Raw genomic sequence first — 18,855 nt, 5'->3', positions numbered from 1 at the left:
TTAGTTCGAAGCAGCGCTGGCAGCAGCGGTAGCGGCCGTGGCAGCAGCGTTGGCAGCGGCAGCGGCGTCCGAAGCGGCAGAAGCTGCTTCGGAAGCGGCAGCGGCAGGTGCTGGATCAGCAGCAGGAGCTGGCACAACCACGGGGGCAGGTGCTGGTGCTGGAGCGGGTTCTTCCTTCTTGCCACAAGCGGCGAGGGCAGCAGCAGCGATCAGGGCGGCCAGAACGAGAGAGTTCTTCATTGCGATTTTTCCTAGTTGGGACAGACAGAATCTTGAAAAGCCACAGCGCCCGGCTCCAAAAAAGCCTTTGCGCATTGGCACAGTGCACTTGAGTAGCACCATTTCGGCGCAGCCGCCAATTATATTGGCATTTAGTCAATACTGACTAACACCGATGCAAGGTTTACCGTGCCTTCACATGGTGCAAGGCCTGGAAACACCAAATCGGGCGTTTGTCCTACAGGCCCAGCGTCGAGGCGGGGAAGCCCGGTGCACTTTTTCCGTGCAGCCACTCATTGAGTGTTTCACGCACCAGCACGCGGCGCTCGGGCTCGCGGCCCGTCACGCCCACGCAGCGCTCCGGGTCCAGCCGGTGCATGACCCATTGCGGCGACCATAGCACACTGGGAATGTCCAGCGGGTCGGCCGAGGCGCTGCGCCGGCAGGTGATGATGTGGTCCCAGGTGCCGCGCCAGCGCACGAAGCGCGCATGGCGGCGGATCACCTCGTCGTACGAGCGGGCCAGCATGGTGAAACGCCGGCCCGTGCGCGCCCAGGCCTGCAGCGACTCCACCACGGCCCGCTCACACAGGGGCCAGTCATGGAAATGGGCATCGCTGACCACGATCTCTTCCCAGCCGTCGCGCGCCGCCGTGGCCAGCGCATCACGCACCAGCTGGATGAAGGTCTCGCGGCTGGCGAAGCGGCCCGAAGGCAGCTCGCCCGGCAAAGCGGCAGACGGTGGGTTGCTGGGATCGTGCGTCACGGTCAGTCCTCCTCGGTGTCCTCGGTATCGGAATGGGCCCATCCTGCATCGCACCAGGACGAAATCAGCTCCAGCGCGTCGTCGCTGGCGCGCGCCAGCTCGCGCTCGGACAGGCGTCGGTGGTCGGCCAGGCGCCGCATGAGCGTGGCGTCGCGGCCGGCGGCGCGGTAGCTCTCGCCGTTGATGAACACATGCTGCGCGTCATACATCATGCGGGTGCGGCGGTCCAGCACCACGCCCTCGATCATGGCGCCGGATTCGTCGGGATCGAACCAGACGTTGGGCTTGGGCTCGGTCAGGTACTCGCCCAGGGCGCGCTCCAGCGCCAATGGTTCGGCCAGGGCCCGGGCCAGCGCCTCGCGTGCGAAGTCCTGCAGGCTGGCGGGAATGGCTGCGGGCTGCTCCACCGCCTCCTGGCGCGGGTCGCGGTAGAGCACGCGGGCATCGCCCTCCTCGGCCTCTTCGGTCAGGCGCACCAGCAGCTCGTTGGCCAGTTCTGCCCGTGCCGGCGCGCGAAAACCGATGGAATAGGTCATGCACTCGCCCTCGGCTATGCCGTCGTGGGCATAGCGCGGCGGCAGGTAGAGCATGTCGCCGGGCTCGAGCACGAACTCCTCTTCGGGCTCGAACTGCGCCAGCACCTTGAGCGGTATGCCCTCCTTGAGTGTGAGGTCCTTCTGGCGGCCGATGCGCCAGCGCCGCCGGCCATGGGCCTGCAGCAGGAACACGTCGTAGCTGTCGAAGTGCGGGCCCACGCCGCCGCCATCGCTGGCGTAGCTGATCATGAGGTCGTCCAGCCGCGCCTCGGGCACGAAGCGGAACTGCTGCATTAGCGCGTGCACGCCCTGGTCGTGCAGGTCCACGCCCTGCACCAGCAGCGTCCAGTCGGGCTGCTTGAGCGAGGGCAGCGCGCGGCGCGTGAACGGCCCCTGGCGCAGCTTCCAGGCGCCGCGCAGTTGCTGCACCAGGCGCGACTCCACCCCGTCCTGCTCGGCCAGGCCGAACAGCTCGGCACGCTGCACCGGCGGCACGAAGCCCGGGATCGCCTGGCGCACCAGGAGCGGCTTTTTCTGCCAATGGCGGCGCATGAACTGGGCAGGGGTCAGTCCGCCCAGAAGGGTCAGGGGTTGGTGGGCGTCCATGGGTACTGTGTGGCCCTTTGCAGGGCGGTTGGTCAAACTGCGACAATTCTCCTATGGAAATTACCGAACAATGTGTGGTCGCTTTGACCTGGATCCTCAAGGACACCCTTGGCGAGGAACTCGACGTGCTCGACGAGCCGGTGGAGTTCCTGGTGGGGGGCGATGACCTGCTGCCGCGTATCGAGGAGGCCCTTCAGGGCCACAGCGCAGGCGCCTCGGTGGCGCTGCACCTGGAGCCCGAGGACGCTTTTGGCGACTTCAACGACCAATTGCTGTTTCTGGAGCCGCGCTCCCTGTTCCCTGCAGAGGTCGAAGAAGGCATGACCTTTGACGGCGCCGCCCTGCCCGAGGGCTGCAATCCCGACGCACCGCGCGACGTGCTGTACACGGTGGCCGAGATCTACCCCGAGCATGTGGTGCTGGACGGCAACCACCCGCTGGCGGGCATCGCGCTGCGCCTGCAGCTCACGGTGCAGTCGGTGCGCGAAGCCACCGAAGACGAAATCGGCCAGGGCAGTGCCGGCACGGGTTTCTTCCGCGTCCAGCCCCAGGCACCCGGGAACGACCTGCTGCACTGAACGACAACGGGCCCTCCAAAGGACCCGTTCTTTGCTCGCAGTGCTGGACGGATCAGATGCGCGAGATCTGGCCGTCGAACAGGCGCACGCGATCCCCTACGCGCAGGTCGCCGGGCGACGGCACGTCATAGGCGCGGTAACCACCATGGTCCAGCTGGATGGAGACCCGGTAAGCCTGGCTGTAGCCACTGTTGTTGCGCCCCTCGACCGCATTGCCGGCCACCGCACCGCCCAGCACGCCCACGGCCGTGGCTGCGGCGCGGCCCGAACCGCCACCGATCGAGTTGCCGATCACACCGCCGACCACGGCGCCGATAATGGCACCGGCGCCCGAGGTGCGCCCCTGGCCCTGGGACTGCATCACCTCGATATTCGCCACGCGGCCAAACTCGGTGGGCACGGGGTTGGAAGACGAGTACACCGGCGCCTGGGTCTGGTAGCCGCCGCCGGCGTAGTATTCCTGCGAGCGCGGGGGAGCACCGCAGGCAGCCAGGCTCCCGATCAGGATGAGGGAGCCAGTCAGCGTGGCGATACGGGTCGTCTTGTTCATTGCAATCTCCTGAAAATGGATCTCGACGGGCGACCGACTGCACCAACGCAGCGGTCCTTGCCCGACCGTGTTGAGATTGAAGCACCGGCCAAGGGTTCCCAGCGCCATCCGGCAGCGGGAGGGCGCGTCAGCCATCACCTACAGCATAGGAACGCTTGACGGGACGCCCGTAAGCGTTTGTTCAGAAGATGACAAATGGCAGGCGTGGGGTCAGGCCTTGCCGGTGGAGCCGTAGCCGCCTTCGCCGCGCTCCGTCGCAGTGAACTCGGTCACTACGTTGAACTGCGCCTGCACCACGGGCACGATGACCAGTTGCGCCAGGCGCTCCATGGGTGCGAGCGTGAAGGCCGTGCTGCTGCGGTTCCAGGCGCTCACCATGAGCTGGCCCTGGTAGTCGCTGTCGATCAGGCCCACCAGGTTGCCCAGCACGATGCCGTGCTTGTGGCCCAGGCCCGAGCGCGGCAGGATAAGCGCGGCATACCCGGGGTCCTTGAGGTAGACGGAAATGCCCGTGGGCACCAGTTGCCAGGCATTCGGTTCGAGGGTGAGCGGCGCATCCAGGCAGGCCCGCAGGTCGAGCCCCGCGCTGCCGGGTGTGGCGTAGGTGGGCAACTGGTCCGCCATGCGCGGATCGAGAATCTTGACGTCAATCTTCACTTCTTGTTTCCTGTCTTGCGCTGCTGGGCCCCTTGCCGCTGGCGCTCCTTCACGGCCGCTGGCGGCACCACTGAGGTGCCCGCCGACGCGGCAGCGTTGATCACGATGCCCATGAACCACCACAGGCCGGCCATCACCGCCAGCCCGAACCACGAGCCCTGGCCCACCATCAGGAGCGTGAGCGCATGCACCGCCGCGACCACGGCCAGCAGCGTGCGGGCGATGCGCACCAGGCCGATGAAGGGCGCCACCACTTTCAGCAGGTCGGGTGGCAAGGCCACCGCCAGCGGTACCGGGCTGGCGCCGCCCTGGCGCGCCGCCGCCTGCGCGGAGCCGGGGGCCACGCCGCCGGGCAACTGGTGCTGCTGCGTCACCTGCGCGGAATGGGCCGCCTGCGCCCGCCCCGACTGCAGCGCCTGGGATGCGCTCAGCCGCTCCACATAGCTGGCGAAGTCGCCATTGGGCGGGGTGTCCCATTCGGGCTTGATCGAGTGCATCGTCATAGGGCCTCCCCGCAGGGGTCAAGAAAAGGGGCAAAAACCATCAGCCGCGCCGCGCGGGCAGCCGCGCAGCCACCTCGGCCACCAGGCGCTGCGCCAATGAGCGCTTGGACGCCAGGGGCAGTTCGCGGTGGCCATGCTCGTCCACGAGCAGCAGGGCATTGTCGTCCTGGCCGAAGGTGGCGGGGCCGATATTGCCCACCAGCAGCGGAATTTTCTTGCGCAGGCGCTTGGCAGTGGCATGGGCCAGCAGGTCGTGGCTTTCCGCAGCAAAACCCACGCAGTAGAGTTCGCCCGACAGCGCCTCGGGCAACCGGGCCACGGTGGCCAGGATGTCGGGGTTCTCGACGAAGGCGAGCGTCGGGGCCTGGCCCGAGCCGTCCTTCTTGATCTTTTCATCGGCCTGCGTGGCCGGGCGCCAGTCGGCCACGGCCGCCGTGGCGATGAACACCGAGGACGTGGGCGCCAGCGCCATCACCGCAGCCAGCATCTGCTGGGCCGACTGCACGTTGACCCGCTGCACGCCACGCGGCGTGGGCAGGTGCACGGGCCCAGCCACCAGGGTCACCTCGGCACCGGCTTCGCGCGCGGCGCGGGCGATGGAAAAGCCCATCTTGCCGCTCGACAGGTTGGTGATGCCGCGCACCGGGTCGATGGCCTCGAAGGTCGGACCGGCCGTGATCAGCACCTTGCGCCCGGCCAGCGGCTTGGGCGTGAAAAAGGCGATCAATTCGTCGAGCAGTTCCAGCGGTTCGAGCATGCGGCCGTCGCCGGTCTCGCCACAGGCCTGGTCGCCGTTGCCCACGCCGAGCACCCGGGCGCCGTCTTTCGCGACCTGGGCAAGGTTGCGCTGGGTCGCGGGGTGGGCCCACATCTCGCGGTTCATGGCGGGCGCCAGCAGCAGCGGCACGCGGTCCATGGGGCGTGCCAGGCACAGCAGGCTCAGGAGCTCGTCCGAGCGGCCCTCGACGAGCCGGGCGATGAAATCGGCGCTGCAGGGCGCGATCAGGATGGCGTCGGCCTCGCGGCTCAGGTTGATGTGGGGCATGTTGTTGGGCTCGCGCGCGTCCCACTGCGAGCCGTACACGGGCCGCCCCGACAGGGCCTGCATGGTCACCGGCGTGATGAACTGCGCGGCCGCCTCGGTCATCACCACCTGCACGGTGGCGCCCTCCTTGATCAGTTGGCGGCATAGATCGGCCGACTTGTAGCAAGCCACGCCTCCGCTCAGTCCCAGAACAATGTGTTTGCCAGCAAGCTCATTCATGGGCGCGAATTTAGCAGACGGCCAGCCTGCCGGTGCATGGCTTCAAAAGACCTTGGCAGGCCCGGTGCCGGGCGGCCATCTATAATCCCAATTTCCCACCACCAAAAAAGACATGACCAAATTTGTCTTCGTCACCGGCGGTGTGGTGTCTTCCCTGGGCAAGGGAATCGCCTCAGCCTCCCTTGCCGCGATCCTCGAATCGCGGGGCCTCAAAGTCACCCTCATCAAGCTCGACCCGTACATCAACGTGGATCCGGGCACCATGTCACCGTTCCAGCATGGCGAAGTGTTCGTCACGGACGATGGCGCCGAAACCGATCTCGACCTGGGTCACTATGAGCGTTTCATCGAAACGCGCATGAAAAAGACCAACAACTTCACGACCGGCCGCATCTACCAGAGCGTGCTGGAAAAGGAGCGCAGGGGCGATTACCTGGGCAAGACCGTGCAGGTGATTCCGCACGTCACCAATGAAATCCAGGAATACATCAAGCGCGGCGCAGGCGTCGGCACCGATGACGCCGTGGACGTGGCCATCGTGGAAGTCGGCGGCACCGTGGGCGACATCGAGTCGCTGCCCTTCCTGGAGGCTGTGCGCCAGCTGAGCCTCAAGCTCGGCCCGAACAACGCCGCCTTCGTGCACCTGACCTACGTGCCGTGGATCGCTGCGGCCGGCGAGCTCAAGACCAAGCCCACCCAGCACACCGTGCAGGAGCTGCGCAAGATCGGTATCCAGCCCGACGCGCTGCTATGCCGCGCCGACCGCCGCATGCCCGAGGACGAGCGCGCCAAGATCTCGCTGTTCACCAACGTGCCCGAGTGGGGCGTGATCAGCATGTGGGACGTGGACACCATCTACAAGGTGCCGCGCATGCTGCACGAGCAGGGCCTGGACGGCCTGATCTGCGACAAGCTGCGCCTGAACACGCCGCCCACGAGCTTGAAGCGCTGGGACCAACTGGTGTACGAGACCGAGCACCCGCAGGGCGAGGTCACCATCGCCATGGTCGGCAAGTACGTGGACCTGTCGGACAGCTACAAGTCGGTGAACGAGGCGCTTCGCCACGCCGGCATGAAGAACCACGTGCGCGTGAAGATCGAGCACGTGGACTCCGAGACCATCAACGCCGCCGACGCGGCCGGGAAGCTGGCCAAGTACGACGCCATCCTGGTGCCCGGCGGCTTTGGCGCACGCGGGGTGGAAGGCAAGATCAGCACCGCCCGCTTTGCCCGCGAGCAGCAGGTGCCCTACCTGGGCATTTGCCTGGGCATGCAGGTGGCCACCATCGAGTACGCGCGCCACGTGGCCGGCCTCAAGGACGCCAACAGCACCGAGTTCGAGCCCGCCACGCCGCACCCCGTGATCGCCCTGATCACCGAGTGGAAAGACGCCGACGGCACCATCAAGCAGCGCGATGAGAACTCCGACCTGGGCGGCACCATGCGCCTGGGCGCGCAGAGCTCGGACGTTTCGGCCGGCACGCTGGCGCACGAGATCTACGGCAACATCGTGACCGAGCGCCACCGCCACCGCTACGAAGCCAACGTGAACTACCTGGACCAGTTGCGCAAAGCGGGCCTGGTGATCTCGGCACTGACGCAGCGCGAGCAGCTCACCGAGATCGTCGAGCTGCCCAAGAGCGTGCACCCCTGGTTCATCGGCGTGCAGTTCCACCCCGAGTTCAAGTCCACCCCCTGGAACGGCCACCCGCTGTTCAATGCCTTCATCAAGGCGGCGGTGGAGCACCAAAAGAGCCTGCAGCAGCCCGCCGTGGCGGCCTGATCGGCACAACCCACCCAGAAAAGAAGAGACCCTGCCATGAAACTCTGCGGCTTTGACGTTGGCCTGGAACACCGCTTCTTCCTCATCGCAGGCCCTTGCGTGATCGAGTCCGAGCAACTGCAGATGGACGTGGCCGGGCAGCTCAAGGAGATCACGGGTGCCCTGGGCATCCCGTTCATCTTCAAGAGCAGCTTCGACAAGGCCAACCGGTCTTCGGGCACGAGCTTTCGCGGCCCGGGCCGCGACAAGGGCCTCGAAATCCTGGCCAAGATCCGCAAGGACCTGGGTGTGCCGGTGCTCACCGACGTGCACACCGAGGACGACATCACCGAGGCCGCCAAGGTGGTCGACGTGCTGCAGACGCCGGCCTTCCTGTGCCGCCAGACCGACTTCATCCGCGCCGTGGCGCAGTCGGGCAAGCCGGTGAACATCAAGAAGGGCCAGTTCCTTGCACCGCACGACATGAAGAACGTGATCGACAAGGCCCGCGCTGCCGCGAAGGACGCCGGCCTGCCCGAGGACAGCTTCATGGCCTGCGAGCGTGGCGCGAGCTTTGGCTACAACAACCTGGTGTCGGACATGCGCAGCCTGTCCATCATGCGCGAGACCAACGCCCCCGTGGTGTTCGACGCGACGCATTCGGTGCAGCTGCCTGGCGGCAACGGCACCAGCAGCGGCGGCCAGCGCGAGATGGTGCCAGTGCTGGCACGCGCGGCCGTGGCCGTTGGTGTGGCCGGCCTGTTCATGGAAACCCACCCGGACCCGGCCAACGCCCTGTCCGACGGCCCCAACGCCGTGCCCCTCAAGCACATGAAGGCGCTGCTGGAGACGCTGGTGGCACTGGACGGCATCACCAAGAAGAACGGTTTTCTCGAAAACAACTTTGGAGCCTGAGACATGAGCAGTGGTTACGTCATCGCATCCGTCACCGTCACCAACCCCACGCAGTACGAGGAGTACCGCAAGTGGAGCACCATCGCCATGCAGGCCCATGGCGCCGAAGTGTGCGTGCGCGGCGGCAAGGTCGAGGTGCTGGAAGGCGACTGGAACCCCGGCCGCACCGTGATCCTCAAGTTCCCGAGCTTCGAGGCGGCCCGCGCCTTCTACGACACCCCCGAGTACCAGAAGGCCAAGGCCGCGCGCGAAGGCGCCGCCATCATGCGCATGGTCTGCGTGGAGGGTGTGTAGCCCACCGTCGGCCAGCGCAGGCTGCAATACGTACCCGGTACGTACCGCACAGGCCCCGAACACTATCAAATCGGTAGCATAGAATCGCGACCGAACAGCGGCAGCACCGGCACCCCGCCACCCGCCCCCTGCCGTCCTGCTGAATTTCAAAAACCCTCAAGGAAGATCATGAGTGCCATTGTTGACATCGTAGGTCGCGAAGTGCTGGACAGCCGCGGCAACCCCACCGTCGAATGCGACGTGCTGCTGGAGTCGGGCGTGATGGGCCGTGCGGCCGTGCCGTCGGGTGCCTCTACCGGCAGCCGCGAAGCCATCGAACTGCGCGACGGCGACAAGAGCCGCTACCTGGGCAAGGGCGTGCTCAAGGCGGTGGAGCACATCAACACCGAGATCTCCGAGGCCGTGCTGGGCCTGGACGCTTCCGAGCAGGCCTTCCTGGACAAGACCTTGATCGACCTGGACGGCACCGACAACAAGGGCCGCCTGGGCGCCAACGCCATGCTGGCCGTCTCGATGGCCGTGGCCCGCGCTGCGGCCGAGGAATCGGGCCTGCCGCTGTACCGCTACCTGGGCGGCATGGGCAGCATGCAGCTGCCCGTGCCCATGATGAACGTGATCAATGGCGGCGCGCACGCCAACAACAGCCTGGATCTGCAGGAGTTCATGATCATCCCCGTGGGCGCCCCCACCTTCCGCGAAGCCCTGCGCTGGGGCGCCGAGGTGTTCCACGCCTTGAAGAAGATCCTGCACGACAAGGGCATCAGCACCGCCGTGGGCGACGAAGGCGGCTTTGCCCCCAGCGTCGAGAACCATGAAGCGGCCATCGTGCTGATCCTGCAGGCCATCGAAGCCGCCGGCTACACCGCAGGCGAGCAGATCGCCCTGGGCCTCGATTGCGCGGCCAGCGAGTTCTACAAGGACGGCCACTACGTGCTCGAAGGCGAAGGCGGCCTGAAACTCACCGCCACGCAGTGGACCGACATGCTGGCCTCGTGGTGCGACAAGTACCCCATCATCAGCATCGAAGACGGCATGCACGAGGGCGATTGGGACGGCTGGAAGATCCTGACCGAGCGCCTGGGCAAGAACGTGCAACTGGTGGGCGACGACCTGTTCGTCACCAACACCAAGATCCTCAAGGAAGGCATCGACAAGCAGATCGCCAACTCGATCCTGATCAAGATCAACCAGATCGGCACGCTGACCGAGACCTTCGCCGCCATCGAGATGGCCAAGCGCGCCGGCTACACCGCCGTGATCTCGCACCGCTCGGGCGAAACCGAAGACAGCACCATTGCCGACATCGCCGTGGGCACCAATGCCGGCCAGATCAAGACCGGCTCGCTGTCGCGCTCGGACCGCATCGCCAAGTACAACCAGCTGCTGCGCATCGAGGAAGACCTGGGCGACATCGCCCACTACCCCGGCCGCGCTGCGTTCTACAACCTGCGCTGATCCCTGCCCGCATGCCGGCCCGGCCGCCCGCCCCGTTGCGCGCCGCCCGCCCCTGGCGGGGCGGTGCTGTGGCCATGGCGTGTGGCTGGTAAGCTGAAGCGCCATGGTCAACCGCCTTGTTCCCGTTGTGCTGCTGGCCCTGCTGGCAGCCGTGCACGCCCAGCTGTGGCTGGGGCGCGGCAGCCTGCCGCGCGTGAACGAGATGCAGCGCCAGATCGACGTGCAGAAAGCCGCCAACGCACAGGCGCAGCAGGCCAACGAGCGCCTGACCTCCGAGGTGCATGACCTCAAGGAGGGCCTGGACATGGTCGAGGAAAAGGCGCGCAGCGAGCTGGGCATGGTGCGGCCCAACGAAATCTACGTGCAGTTCACGCCGCGCTGAGCGGCGTCGGCTCTCCCTCTCACAGACCGATTCCGTGCCTTTGAAGATCGTGCTGCTGGGCGCGCCCGCCACCGGCGCACAGGATCTGGCCGACGCCCTCGCGGCGCACCTGGCCGCCACGCCCTCCCCCACACCCGTGACGCTGACCGTGCTGGCGGACTTCTCCGCCCTGGACCAGACCGCCTCGATGGCGCTGCTGATGGGCCTGGACCTGCCCTGCCCGCTAGACCAGCAGCCCGCGCAGCAGGCGGCCGACGCGCAGCTGCGCGCGGCGCTCAATGCGGCGGGCGTCGCCTACCGGGTGGTGTATGGAACAGGGCCGGCCCGTTTGGCCAGCGCCTTGCGCGCGCTAGGCGCCGTGCTGGGCATGCCTGAAAGCGATGCCGTGCAGGCCAACGAATCCCGCGCGGCCCGTCTGCGTGCCTATGGGTGTGAAAAGTGCAGTGACCCGGTGTGCGAGCACCGGCTGTTCACTGCGCTGACCCGGCCTCCTGCGCCAGGCTGCGCTTGAGCTCCTTGAGCAGCAGCACCACCTGGCTGGAGCCGTGGCGGTAGCCGCCGTTGAGCACCTGAACCACCCGCGGCCATTCGCCCTGCTGCGCCAGCTCGACAATGGTGGCGGCCTGTTCGTGGAAATACTCGTGCCGCGCCACCAGCAGGGTGAAGGCCGGCCGGTCGCCCAGCAGTTCGGCACCCACCCCTTGCAGCCAGCGGCCCAGGGCGTCCTGGTCGGTGCGGCGCACCATGGCCGGGTCCAGCCCCTTGGAGGAGCGGCCTTCGAGGTAGTCCATCAGCCGCTCTTTCCAGCGCTCGTGGGCATTGATGGCGGCGTCCAGGTCGAGCACGGCCAGCACCGTGTCGGCACGCCGGGAGTCCTGAGCGAGCGAGCTTTCGTAGAGCGCCAGTGGCGGCACTCCCCTGTGGCGGGCACCCATGCCCATGACCCGACTGATAAACCCCATGGCAGACCTTTGGTAGAGGCCTTGATGGTAGACCCGCCAGGCAGCGCGCAGGGGCCGCGATTGTCAACGATGGTTAGATGGCCAGCCCGGTGCGGCGGCCACCGCCCCTATTGCATGCCCGTGGGCGCTGGCGGTTGGATGATGGCCGGCTCCACGAAGATCTGCGCCGCATCCACCGCATCGAAGCGGTACTGCTGGCCGCAGAACTCGCAGCCCACCTCGATCTCGCCGCGTTCGGCCAGGATGCTCTCGGCCTCCTCTGCGCCCAGGTTGCGCAGCATGGCGCTCACGCGCTCGCGGCTGCAGGTGCAGGCAAAGCGCGGCCCCGTCTCGCCCTGCTGGGGCGTGAAGCGCACCAGCTTCTCCTCCCAGAACAGGCGGCGCAGGATGGTGTCCACGTCCAGGCTCAGCAGTTCCTCGCGGGTCAGGCTGGCGGCCAGGTGGGCGATGCGGTTGTAGTCTTCGTTGTGGCCGATCTGGTCTTCGTTCTCGCGGTGCGACAGGCCAGAGGCCAGATTGCCCTCGCCCTTGATGGGCATGCGCTGGATCAAGAGGCCCGCCGCCACCTTGTCGTTGGCGCCCAGCACCAGCACGGTGTCGAGCTGCTCGGACTGCAGCATGTAGTGCTGCAGCACGTCCGACAGGCGGTCGAGCTTTTCGTGGTGGTCGCCGTGCAGGGGCACCACGCCCTGGTAGGGCTGCTGGCCAGGGTGGCGGTTCTTGGGGTCGAGCGTGATGGCGCAACGCCCGCCGCCGCCCACGTTCACCATCTGGCTCAGGCGCGCATCGGCGGGCACCTCGCTGGTGACGGTGGCGGTGGCGCGCAGAGAAAGGTCGGACTGCACCTCGGCCACGGCCAGCTTCACCGGCCCGTCGCCGAACACCTGCAGGACCAGCGCGCCATTGAACTTGATGTTCGACTGCATCAGCACGCCGGCTGCCGCCATCTCGCCGAGCAGTTCGGTGACCGGGGCGGCGTAGGCGCCGGTGGCCGAATTGCCGGCACGCCGGCCCAGGATGTCGGTCCAGGCGTCGGTCAGGCGCACGAGCATGCCGCGCACAGGCAGGCCATCGAAGAGGAATTTGTGAAGTTCAGACACTAAGCAGGGTTCCAGTCAAATACGGGGATCGGCCGAGAAAAGTGCTCAAGCGATCCGGTGCAGACCGCTGTGAAAGCGGCGCGCATTGTCGATGTAATGCTGCGCGCTCTGGCGCAGGCCCTCGATCTGCTCGGGAGACAGTTCGCGCACCGCCTTCGCGGGGCTGCCAATGATCATGGAGCCATCGGGAAACTCCTTGCCCTCGGTCACCAGCGCGCCGGCACCCACCAGGCAGTGCTTGCCGATCTTCGCGCCGTTGAGCACGATGGCCCCGATGCCGATCAGCGATTCGTCGCCGATGGTGCAGCCGTGCAGCATGACCTGGTGGCCCACCGTCACGCGCTCGCCCACCACCAGCGGCTTGCCGATGTCGGCGTGCAGCACGCTGGCATCCTGGATATTGGAGCCGGCGCCGATGGTGATGCTTTCCGTGTCGCCGCGCACCACGGTGCCGAACCAGACGCTCACGTCCTCGCCCAGCACCACGTTGCCCATCACCTGGGCGCTGTCGGCCACCCAGGCCGAAGCGGCCACCTGGGGAATCGCACCATCGAGTTCGTAAATCGCCATACCGCAGACTCCAGACAGAAAGAAAATATTGCGCGCATCAGGGCCTGCCAATGGTTACAAAGCGTTTGCGGCGTTGCAGATGGCAGGGCCTAGAATTGTAAGGATGGAGCTACGCCAACGTGCACTGCAGGTCTTGTGCCTTGCAGACCCCGAACAAAAAGCGGCGCAGTCGCTGAGCCTGCACGCGCAGGCCGCTCAGCTTTCAATAGCAGACAAAGCCCCTGAAGGCCCCGTGGAACCTGGCGTGCTGCCCGGTCGCCCGGAGCGCCCGGTGCTGCTGCGGCACACCGAGCTGGCCCGCCGCTCCCCCGCCACGCCCGAAGGCCGGGCCATTTTGCTGCACGCCATCGCCCACATCGAGTTCAACGCCATCAACCTGGCGCTCGATGCCGTCTGGCGCTTCGACGGCATGCCAGGCGCCTACTACCTGGACTGGCTGCGCGTGGCGGCCGAGGAGGCCACCCACTTCAACCTGCTGCGCGAACATCTGCGCACGCACGGCCATGACTATGGCGACTTCCCGGCCCACCAGGGCCAGTGGACCATGTGCGAGAAGACGCAGGACGATGTCCTGGCGCGCATGGCCCTGGTGCCACGCACGATGGAGGCGCGCGGCCTGGACGCCACCCCGCAGATCCAGCGCAAGCTGCGCCAGGTGGGCACGCCCGATGCGCTGGCCGCCGTGGACATCCTCGAGATCATCCTGCGCGACGAAGTGGGCCATGTCGCCATCGGCAACCACTGGTACCGCTGGCTGTGCACGCGCCAGGGGCTGGAGCCCGAGGCGCACTACAGCGTGCTGGCGCGCCAATACGAAGCACCGCGCCTGAAGCCGCCGTTCAACGATGCCGCCCGCCGCGCCGCCGGGTTCACCGACACCGAGCTCCTGTGGCTCCAGCAGGGCTGAGCAGGCTGCTCGGACACCCGAACTTCCCTACAATGCCTCGCGTCCCCCCTCCCTTCATGCACAGTCAACGCATCCACGATCCATGTCCACCCACCCTGCCCATGGAACCACCTACCCAGCCCGGCCTGCGCCTGGGCAGTCTTCCGTGGCAATGATCGCGCGCCAGGCCATCGTCAATGGCCAGCAGATCGTGGTCGGCTACGAGCTGTTCAACCGCTCGCGCACCGAAGCCGCCCACACGGCGGCCAGCGATGTGATCCTGATCTTCAACGCCCTCTCGCATGCGGGCACCGAAGAGCTGGTGGGCAAGAAGCTGATCTTCGTGAACTGCACGCACGAGAGCCTTTCGGGCGGCCACCTGGAGCTGCTGGACCCCGACAAGGTGGTGCTGGAGATCCCGCCCCTGGGCCACGCCGCGACCGATGAGGTGGCTGCGCGCCTGCCCATCCTCAGCGGCCTGCGCGAACGCGGCTTTCACCTGGCGTTCAACCACACGGTGCTGCAATCGACCTATGCTCCCTGGCTGCCGCTGGCCGACTACATCAAGCTCGACCTGTCGGTGCTGGCAGTCGACCAGCTGGCGGTGCTGATCAGCTATGCCGGGCGCCACTCCCAGGCCGAACTGATCGCCGAGAAGGTGGAAACCGCCCAGCAGTACGACACGGTCTCCACCCAGGGCGTGCAGCTGTTCCAGGGCTACTGGTTCGCCCGCCCGGCACTGGTCGAGGCGAAACTGCTCACGCCGGCGCAAAGCAGCATCATCCAGCTGATCAACCTGGTGCGCCAGCAGGCCAGCACCGACGAAATCGAAGAGGTGCTCAAGAAGGATGCGGGCCTGGCCTTCAACCTGATGCGCCTGATCAATTCGGCCGGTTTCGGCATGAACCGCGAGATCACCTCCTTCCGCCAGGCGGTGATGCTGATGGGCCTGAAAAAACTGTTCCGCTGGGCAGCCTTGCTGCTCACGGCCTCACGCACCAGCGGCGCACCCTCGTCCGTGGGCCAGACCGCCGTGGTGCGCGGGCGCCTGATGGAACTGCTGGCGCTGGAGACCCTGCCCCCCGACGAGGCCGACCAGGCCTTCGTCGTGGGCATCTTCTCCCTGCTGGACGTGATGCTCTCCATACCCATGGAATCGGCCATCGGCCTGCTCAACGTGCCCGAGGCCTCTGCAGCGGCCCTGCTGCGCCGCGAGGGCTTCCTGGGTGACCTGCTGAACCTGGCCGAGGCCTGCGAATCCAGCGACGACGCCGTTTTCGACCGCGCCGCCGGCACCTTGCACCTGTCCAGCCAGCAGATCAACCTGGCCCACCTGCAGGCCCTGGCCTGGGCCGACCAATTGACCGAGGACTGACCGAGGATTGACCCTGCGCCCGAGAGACGTGCAAGATGCATACAGAAGGATTACTGCAGCGGGTCTAGAATCCGATCCAGTAGCCCTCTCTGTCTATCCCTATCCAAGCGCCCATGTCGACCACCCCTGAACAAGCCGCCTCCGAAGTCGACACGACCCAGGAGAACGTCGAAGACAGCAATCTGGCCATCATTGCGCGCCAGCCCATCGTGGACCAGCACCGTGCCGTGTATGGTTACGAGCTGTTCGACCGCTCCACCGCCACCGCCTCGCACACCGCCGCCAGCGATGCCGCCCTGCTGTTCAATGCCCTGTCGTACGCGGGCACCGAAGCCCTGGTGGGCAAGAAGGTGGTCTTCATCAACTGCACGCACGACAGCCTGGCCGGCGGCCACCTGGAGCTGATCCACCCCGAAAAGGTGGTGCTCGAAGTGCCCCCGCTGCCCGACAGTGCCACCCAGGAAGAGATCGACGGCCGCGTGCCCGTGCTCGAGTCGCTGCGCGCCCGCGGTTTTCGCCTGGCGTTCAACCAGCATGCCCTGCGCCGGGCCTATGCCAGCTGGATGCCGCTGGCGGCCTTCATCAAGCTGGACATGCAGGCCTTCAAGCCCGAGCTGGCAGGGCCCCTGGTCAAGTTTGCCGGCAACTACGCCAAGGCCACGCTGGTGGCCGAAAAGGTGGAGACGCCCGAGCAGTTCAAGATGATGCTCGACCTGGGCGTGAAGCTGTTCCAGGGTTTCTGGTTCGCCAAGCCCTCGCTGGTCAAGGCCACCACCATCCGGCCTTCACAGGCCACCATCATCCAGCTGATCAACCTGGTGCGCAAACAGGCCAGCACCTCCGAGATCGAGGACCTGCTCAAGAAGGACCCCACGCTGTCCTTCAACCTGCTGCGCTTCATCAACTCCTCGGGCTTCGGCCTGTCGTGCGAGATCACCTCGTTCCGGCACGCGGTGATGATCCTCGGCCTGAAAAAGCTGTTCCGCTGGGCGGCGCTGCTCATGACCACCTCGCGCGCCGATGGCTCGCCACCAGCCGTGGGCCAGACCGCCGTGGTGCGCGGCCGCCTGATGGAGCTGCTGGCCTCCGAACTGCTGCCGCCCGAAGAGTGCGACAACGCCTTCGTGGTGGGCGTGTTCTCGCTGCTGGACACCATGCTCAACGTGCCGATTGAGAAGGCCCTGGAATCCGTGGCCCTGCCCCAGGCCGTGACCGACGCGCTGCTGCACAACACCGGTGTGTTCGCCCCGTTCCTGGAGCTGACCAAGGCCTGCGAAAGCGGCGACGAAGTGGTGTTTGCCCGCACGGCCGAAGCCCTGCACCTGTCGAACCGCCAGGTCAACTGGGCCCACCTGCAGGCCCTGACCTGGGCCGAAAGCCTGAACGCAGACTGACCGCGCACCGACCGCACCATGCGACAAAGGGGAGCCAGTGGCTCCCCTTTTGCATTCTTCGGGCGCTTACTGCCCCTTGATACCCGCCGCGCGGATGATGCGCAGGTTGGCCTCGGACTCTGCGGCAATGCGCTTGCCGAAGTCGGCCGCCGTGCCGCCCAGGGGAACGTTGTCGGAGGCGTCGAGCTTGCTGCGCACATCGGGCAGGGCCAGCACCTTGTTGATCTCGGCATTGAGCCGGGCCACCACGGCGGCGGGCATGCCTGCCGGTGCGAACACCCCGAACAGCGAGGACAGGTTGGCCGCGCCCTGGCCCAGCTCGGCCAGGGTGGGCACGTCGGGCAGGGTGTCGAGCCGGTCGGGGGCACCCACGGCCAGGGCCTTGAGCTTGCCGGCCTTGATGTGCTGCAGCACGGCCGGCCCGGCGTTGGTGGACAGGATCTCGAACTGACCGCTGAGCGCGTCGTTCATCTGCTGGCCGCCGCCCTTGTAGGGGATGTGCGTCATCTGCACGCCGCTGGTGTGCATGACCTGCTCCAGCATGATGTGGCCCAGCGACGCCTGGCCCGAGGTGGCCCAGCGGATGGCGCCCGGTTTGGCCTTGGCCTGCGCAAGCAGGTCGCGAAAATCGCGCGCGCTGCTGGCCGGCGTGCCCAACAGCAGCACGGGCGAGTACATCACGGTGGCCACGGGCACGATGTCCTTGGCCGGATCAAAGGGCGAAGTCCCCAGGTGCGGGTTCAGCGCCAACGGGCTGATGGCCGCAAAGCCCAGTGTGTGCCCGTCCGTCGCCTTGGCCACGGCATCCAGGCCAATGCTGCCGCTGGCTCCGGCCTTGTTCTCGATCACCACCGGCTGGCCCAGCGGGCCCGCGAGCTTGTCGGCCAGCAGCCGCGCCACCACATCGCTCACGCCCCCGGCCGGGTAGGCCACCACGATGCGCACCGGCCGCGTGGGCCAGGTCGGCGCCTGGGCATGCGCCAAGGCAGGCGCCAGCAGCAGCGCGGCACTGCCGGCCAACCCTCCCAGCGCAGCGCGCCGGCTGGAGTTCACGGTATGGTTGTCGGATTCCATGTTCAGTCCTTTTTTTGGATTCAATATCTCGAGGGATTGTGGCCCGATCACCCACGCGGATGGTGCTGCGCATGCAGCGCCTTGAGCCGCTCGCGCGCCACATGGGTGTAGATGGTGGTGGTGGAAATATCGGCATGCCCCAGCAGCAACTGCACCACGCGCAGGTCGGCACCATGGTTCAGCAGATGGGTGGCAAAGGCATGGCGCAGCGTGTGCGGCGACAGCGGCGTGGTGATGCCGGCCACGGCTGCCCATTTCTTCACGATGATCCAGAACATCACGCGCGTCATGCCGGCACCGCGATGGGTCACGAACAGGTCGTCCGTCTGCTGGCCCGCGAGGATGGCGCCGCGCGCCTCGGCCAGGTAGCGATCGAGCCACTGGCGCGCCTCTTCGCCAAAAGGCACCAGGCGCTCCTTGCTGCCCTTGCCCATGACGCGCAGCACGCCTTCATTGAGCCCGAGCTGGAAGGTCTTGAGCGTGACCAGCTCGGTCACGCGCAGGCCGCTGGCATACATCAGCTCCAGCATGGTGCGGTCGCGCAAGCCCAGCGGGTTGCCCAGATCGGGCGCGGTGAGCAAGGCCTCCACCTGCGCCTGCGACAGGGTCTTGGGCACGCGCAGGGGCTGGCGCGCCGCCTGCAGGCGCACGGTGGGGTCGGCGCTGATGCGCCGCTCGCGCAGTGCCCAGTGGAAGTAGCGCCTGAGCACTGTCAGACGCCGGTTGGCCGAGGTGGCGCGGGTCTCTTCATGCCGTGCCGCGAAGTAGCCCTGCAGGTGCTGCTCGGCCGTGCCATCCAGGGCCAGTTCGGCGTGGTGCTCGGCCAGCCACTGCGCATACAGCGTGAGGTCGCGCCGGTAGGCGGCCAGGGTGTTGCGCGAGAGGCCGTCCTCCAGCCACAGGGCGTCCACAAAGGTATCGATCGCGTTCAGGCTGGCGGTGAGCATGTAAAAACGATAGCACGTAAAAAAGCCGCCCGGTGCACCGGGCGGCTTTTTGGCAAGCGC

The 18,855-nt window shown here is 66.8% G+C and carries 22 protein-coding genes; 10 read left to right on the top strand and 12 right to left on the bottom strand.

The genetic code is table 11. From position 1 onward, the window contains the following. The 3 genes from QYL93_RS22615 to QYL93_RS22605 form a co-directional block, all read right to left on the bottom strand. Window positions 1–240 (bottom strand): hypothetical protein, encoded by a 240-nt coding sequence (locus QYL93_RS22615; protein WP_082604143.1) that lies wholly within the window; start codon window positions 238–240, stop codon window positions 1–3. Window positions 241–457: 217 nt separating this feature from the next. Next, the gene (locus tag QYL93_RS22610) at window positions 458–985 is read right to left on the bottom strand and encodes a hypothetical protein (protein WP_305745769.1); all 528 of its coding nucleotides are present in this window, start codon (window positions 983–985) and stop codon (window positions 458–460) included. Between the two features lie 2 nt (window positions 986–987). Beyond that, a complete protein-coding gene (locus tag QYL93_RS22605; protein WP_305745768.1) occupies window positions 988–2,127 on the bottom strand; it encodes a cupin domain-containing protein in 1,140 nt (379 codons plus the stop codon). Window positions 2,128–2,180: 53 nt separating this feature from the next. Here QYL93_RS22605 and QYL93_RS22600 point away from each other — a divergent pair, with 53 nt between their 5' ends. Further along, window positions 2,181–2,705 (top strand): peptidylprolyl isomerase, encoded by a 525-nt coding sequence (locus tag QYL93_RS22600; RefSeq protein WP_305745767.1) that lies wholly within the window; start codon window positions 2,181–2,183, stop codon window positions 2,703–2,705. A gap of 52 nt (window positions 2,706–2,757) precedes the next feature. Here the strand turns inward: QYL93_RS22600 and QYL93_RS22595 are convergent, their stop codons facing one another. The 4 genes from QYL93_RS22595 to coaBC form a co-directional block, all read right to left on the bottom strand. Continuing rightward, on the bottom strand, window positions 2,758–3,255 hold the full coding sequence (locus QYL93_RS22595; protein ID WP_305745766.1) for a glycine zipper 2TM domain-containing protein: 498 nt from the start codon (window positions 3,253–3,255) through the stop codon (window positions 2,758–2,760). Between the two features lie 210 nt (window positions 3,256–3,465). Further along, a complete protein-coding gene (dut, locus tag QYL93_RS22590; RefSeq protein ID WP_305745765.1) occupies window positions 3,466–3,912 on the bottom strand; it encodes a dUTP diphosphatase in 447 nt (148 codons plus the stop codon). Then, complete coding sequence (locus QYL93_RS22585; protein WP_305745764.1) at window positions 3,909–4,415, bottom strand: hypothetical protein; 507 nt, start codon at window positions 4,413–4,415, stop codon at window positions 3,909–3,911. Before QYL93_RS22585 ends, dut begins: the two co-directional genes overlap by 4 nt. 40 nt (window positions 4,416–4,455) lie before the next feature. Further along, window positions 4,456–5,679: a bifunctional phosphopantothenoylcysteine decarboxylase/phosphopantothenate--cysteine ligase CoaBC gene (coaBC, locus tag QYL93_RS22580; protein ID WP_057202253.1), complete on the bottom strand. Its 1,224-nt coding sequence runs from the start codon at window positions 5,677–5,679 to the stop codon at window positions 4,456–4,458. A gap of 112 nt (window positions 5,680–5,791) precedes the next feature. On the opposite strand from coaBC, the gene QYL93_RS22575 reads away from it, so the two are divergent. From QYL93_RS22575 to QYL93_RS22550, 6 genes are all read left to right on the top strand, one after another. Next, window positions 5,792–7,462: a CTP synthase gene (locus tag QYL93_RS22575; RefSeq protein WP_305745763.1), complete on the top strand. Its 1,671-nt coding sequence runs from the start codon at window positions 5,792–5,794 to the stop codon at window positions 7,460–7,462. Window positions 7,463–7,498: 36 nt separating this feature from the next. Further along, window positions 7,499–8,356: a 3-deoxy-8-phosphooctulonate synthase gene (gene kdsA / locus QYL93_RS22570; RefSeq protein WP_305745762.1), complete on the top strand. Its 858-nt coding sequence runs from the start codon at window positions 7,499–7,501 to the stop codon at window positions 8,354–8,356. Between the two features lie 3 nt (window positions 8,357–8,359). Further along, the gene (locus tag QYL93_RS22565; protein ID WP_007859228.1) at window positions 8,360–8,650 is read left to right on the top strand and encodes a DUF1330 domain-containing protein; all 291 of its coding nucleotides are present in this window, start codon (window positions 8,360–8,362) and stop codon (window positions 8,648–8,650) included. A gap of 168 nt (window positions 8,651–8,818) precedes the next feature. Then, on the top strand, window positions 8,819–10,105 hold the full coding sequence (eno, locus tag QYL93_RS22560) for a phosphopyruvate hydratase (protein WP_305745761.1): 1,287 nt from the start codon (window positions 8,819–8,821) through the stop codon (window positions 10,103–10,105). 103 nt (window positions 10,106–10,208) lie between these two features. Next, window positions 10,209–10,487, top strand: coding sequence for a septum formation initiator family protein (locus QYL93_RS22555; RefSeq protein WP_057202245.1), 279 nt, complete (start codon window positions 10,209–10,211; stop codon window positions 10,485–10,487). A 34-nt stretch (window positions 10,488–10,521) separates the two neighbouring features. Then, on the top strand, window positions 10,522–10,998 hold the full coding sequence (locus tag QYL93_RS22550; protein WP_305745760.1) for a hypothetical protein: 477 nt from the start codon (window positions 10,522–10,524) through the stop codon (window positions 10,996–10,998). Here QYL93_RS22550 and QYL93_RS22545 read toward each other — a convergent pair. From QYL93_RS22545 to QYL93_RS22535, 3 genes are all read right to left on the bottom strand, one after another. Continuing rightward, a complete protein-coding gene (locus tag QYL93_RS22545) occupies window positions 10,958–11,449 on the bottom strand; it encodes a CZB domain-containing protein (protein WP_305745759.1) in 492 nt (163 codons plus the stop codon). The two genes, QYL93_RS22550 and QYL93_RS22545, sit on opposite strands and share 41 nt — an antisense overlap. Before the next feature lie 107 nt (window positions 11,450–11,556). Next, window positions 11,557–12,549, bottom strand: a complete 993-nt coding sequence (locus tag QYL93_RS22540) for an Hsp33 family molecular chaperone HslO (protein WP_305745758.1) — start codon at window positions 12,547–12,549, stop codon at window positions 11,557–11,559. 45 nt (window positions 12,550–12,594) lie between these two features. Next, a complete protein-coding gene (locus QYL93_RS22535) occupies window positions 12,595–13,119 on the bottom strand; it encodes a gamma carbonic anhydrase family protein (RefSeq protein WP_305745757.1) in 525 nt (174 codons plus the stop codon). A gap of 103 nt (window positions 13,120–13,222) precedes the next feature. On the opposite strand from QYL93_RS22535, the gene QYL93_RS22530 reads away from it, so the two are divergent. The 3 genes from QYL93_RS22530 to QYL93_RS22520 all read left to right on the top strand — a co-directional run bounded on the left by QYL93_RS22530 (window position 13,223) and on the right by QYL93_RS22520 (window position 16,774). Then, window positions 13,223–14,026 carry a ferritin-like domain-containing protein gene (locus QYL93_RS22530; protein ID WP_305745756.1) on the top strand — a complete coding sequence of 268 codons (804 nt, stop codon included), beginning with the start codon at window positions 13,223–13,225 and terminating at the stop codon, window positions 14,024–14,026. Window positions 14,027–14,108: 82 nt separating this feature from the next. Continuing rightward, entirely contained in the window at window positions 14,109–15,380 is a 1,272-nt protein-coding gene (locus QYL93_RS22525; RefSeq protein ID WP_057268177.1) for an EAL and HDOD domain-containing protein, read from the top strand. Between the two features lie 113 nt (window positions 15,381–15,493). Then, window positions 15,494–16,774, top strand: coding sequence for an EAL and HDOD domain-containing protein (locus tag QYL93_RS22520; RefSeq protein WP_305745755.1), 1,281 nt, complete (start codon window positions 15,494–15,496; stop codon window positions 16,772–16,774). A 66-nt stretch (window positions 16,775–16,840) separates the two neighbouring features. Here QYL93_RS22520 and QYL93_RS22515 read toward each other — a convergent pair whose 3' ends face one another. Further along, entirely contained in the window at window positions 16,841–17,848 is a 1,008-nt protein-coding gene (locus tag QYL93_RS22515; protein ID WP_305745754.1) for a tripartite tricarboxylate transporter substrate binding protein, read from the bottom strand. 47 nt (window positions 17,849–17,895) lie between these two features. Continuing rightward, entirely contained in the window at window positions 17,896–18,795 is a 900-nt protein-coding gene (xerD, locus tag QYL93_RS22510) for a site-specific tyrosine recombinase XerD (protein WP_305745753.1), read from the bottom strand. Between the last annotated feature and the right edge of the window lie 60 nt (window positions 18,796–18,855).

Origin of the sequence: Acidovorax sp. A1169 (genome assembly GCF_030704685.1) — a bacterium.
GTDB lineage: Bacteria > Pseudomonadota > Gammaproteobacteria > Burkholderiales > Burkholderiaceae_C > Acidovorax.
The sequence above is the reverse complement of the archived record's forward strand: the minus strand, read 5'-3'. Positions and strand labels throughout refer to the sequence as shown.

Excerpts from the sequence above, each read along its gene's own strand:
- QYL93_RS22615 (WP_082604143.1), bottom strand. The coding sequence starts at position 240 with ATGAAGAACTCTCTCGTTCTGGCCGCCCTGATCGCTGCTGCTGCCCTC.
- QYL93_RS22605 (WP_305745768.1), bottom strand. The coding sequence starts at position 2,127 with ATGGACGCCCACCAACCCCTGACCCTTCTGGGCGGACTGACCCCTGCC.
- QYL93_RS22600 (WP_305745767.1), top strand. The coding sequence starts at position 2,181 with ATGGAAATTACCGAACAATGTGTGGTCGCTTTGACCTGGATCCTCAAG.
- QYL93_RS22595 (WP_305745766.1), bottom strand. The coding sequence starts at position 3,255 with ATGAACAAGACGACCCGTATCGCCACGCTGACTGGCTCCCTCATCCTG.
- QYL93_RS22585 (WP_305745764.1), bottom strand. The coding sequence starts at position 4,415 with ATGACGATGCACTCGATCAAGCCCGAATGGGACACCCCGCCCAATGGC.
- coaBC (WP_057202253.1), bottom strand. The coding sequence starts at position 5,679 with ATGAATGAGCTTGCTGGCAAACACATTGTTCTGGGACTGAGCGGAGGC.
- QYL93_RS22575 (WP_305745763.1), top strand. The coding sequence starts at position 5,792 with ATGACCAAATTTGTCTTCGTCACCGGCGGTGTGGTGTCTTCCCTGGGC.
- kdsA (WP_305745762.1), top strand. The coding sequence starts at position 7,499 with ATGAAACTCTGCGGCTTTGACGTTGGCCTGGAACACCGCTTCTTCCTC.
- QYL93_RS22565 (WP_007859228.1), top strand. The coding sequence starts at position 8,360 with ATGAGCAGTGGTTACGTCATCGCATCCGTCACCGTCACCAACCCCACG.
- eno (WP_305745761.1), top strand. The coding sequence starts at position 8,819 with ATGAGTGCCATTGTTGACATCGTAGGTCGCGAAGTGCTGGACAGCCGC.
- QYL93_RS22555 (WP_057202245.1), top strand. The coding sequence starts at position 10,209 with ATGGTCAACCGCCTTGTTCCCGTTGTGCTGCTGGCCCTGCTGGCAGCC.
- QYL93_RS22545 (WP_305745759.1), bottom strand. The coding sequence starts at position 11,449 with ATGGGGTTTATCAGTCGGGTCATGGGCATGGGTGCCCGCCACAGGGGA.
- QYL93_RS22535 (WP_305745757.1), bottom strand. The coding sequence starts at position 13,119 with ATGGCGATTTACGAACTCGATGGTGCGATTCCCCAGGTGGCCGCTTCG.
- QYL93_RS22530 (WP_305745756.1), top strand. The coding sequence starts at position 13,223 with ATGGAGCTACGCCAACGTGCACTGCAGGTCTTGTGCCTTGCAGACCCC.
- QYL93_RS22525 (WP_057268177.1), top strand. The coding sequence starts at position 14,109 with ATGTCCACCCACCCTGCCCATGGAACCACCTACCCAGCCCGGCCTGCG.
- QYL93_RS22520 (WP_305745755.1), top strand. The coding sequence starts at position 15,494 with ATGTCGACCACCCCTGAACAAGCCGCCTCCGAAGTCGACACGACCCAG.
- QYL93_RS22515 (WP_305745754.1), bottom strand. The coding sequence starts at position 17,848 with ATGGAATCCGACAACCATACCGTGAACTCCAGCCGGCGCGCTGCGCTG.
- xerD (WP_305745753.1), bottom strand. The coding sequence starts at position 18,795 with ATGCTCACCGCCAGCCTGAACGCGATCGATACCTTTGTGGACGCCCTG.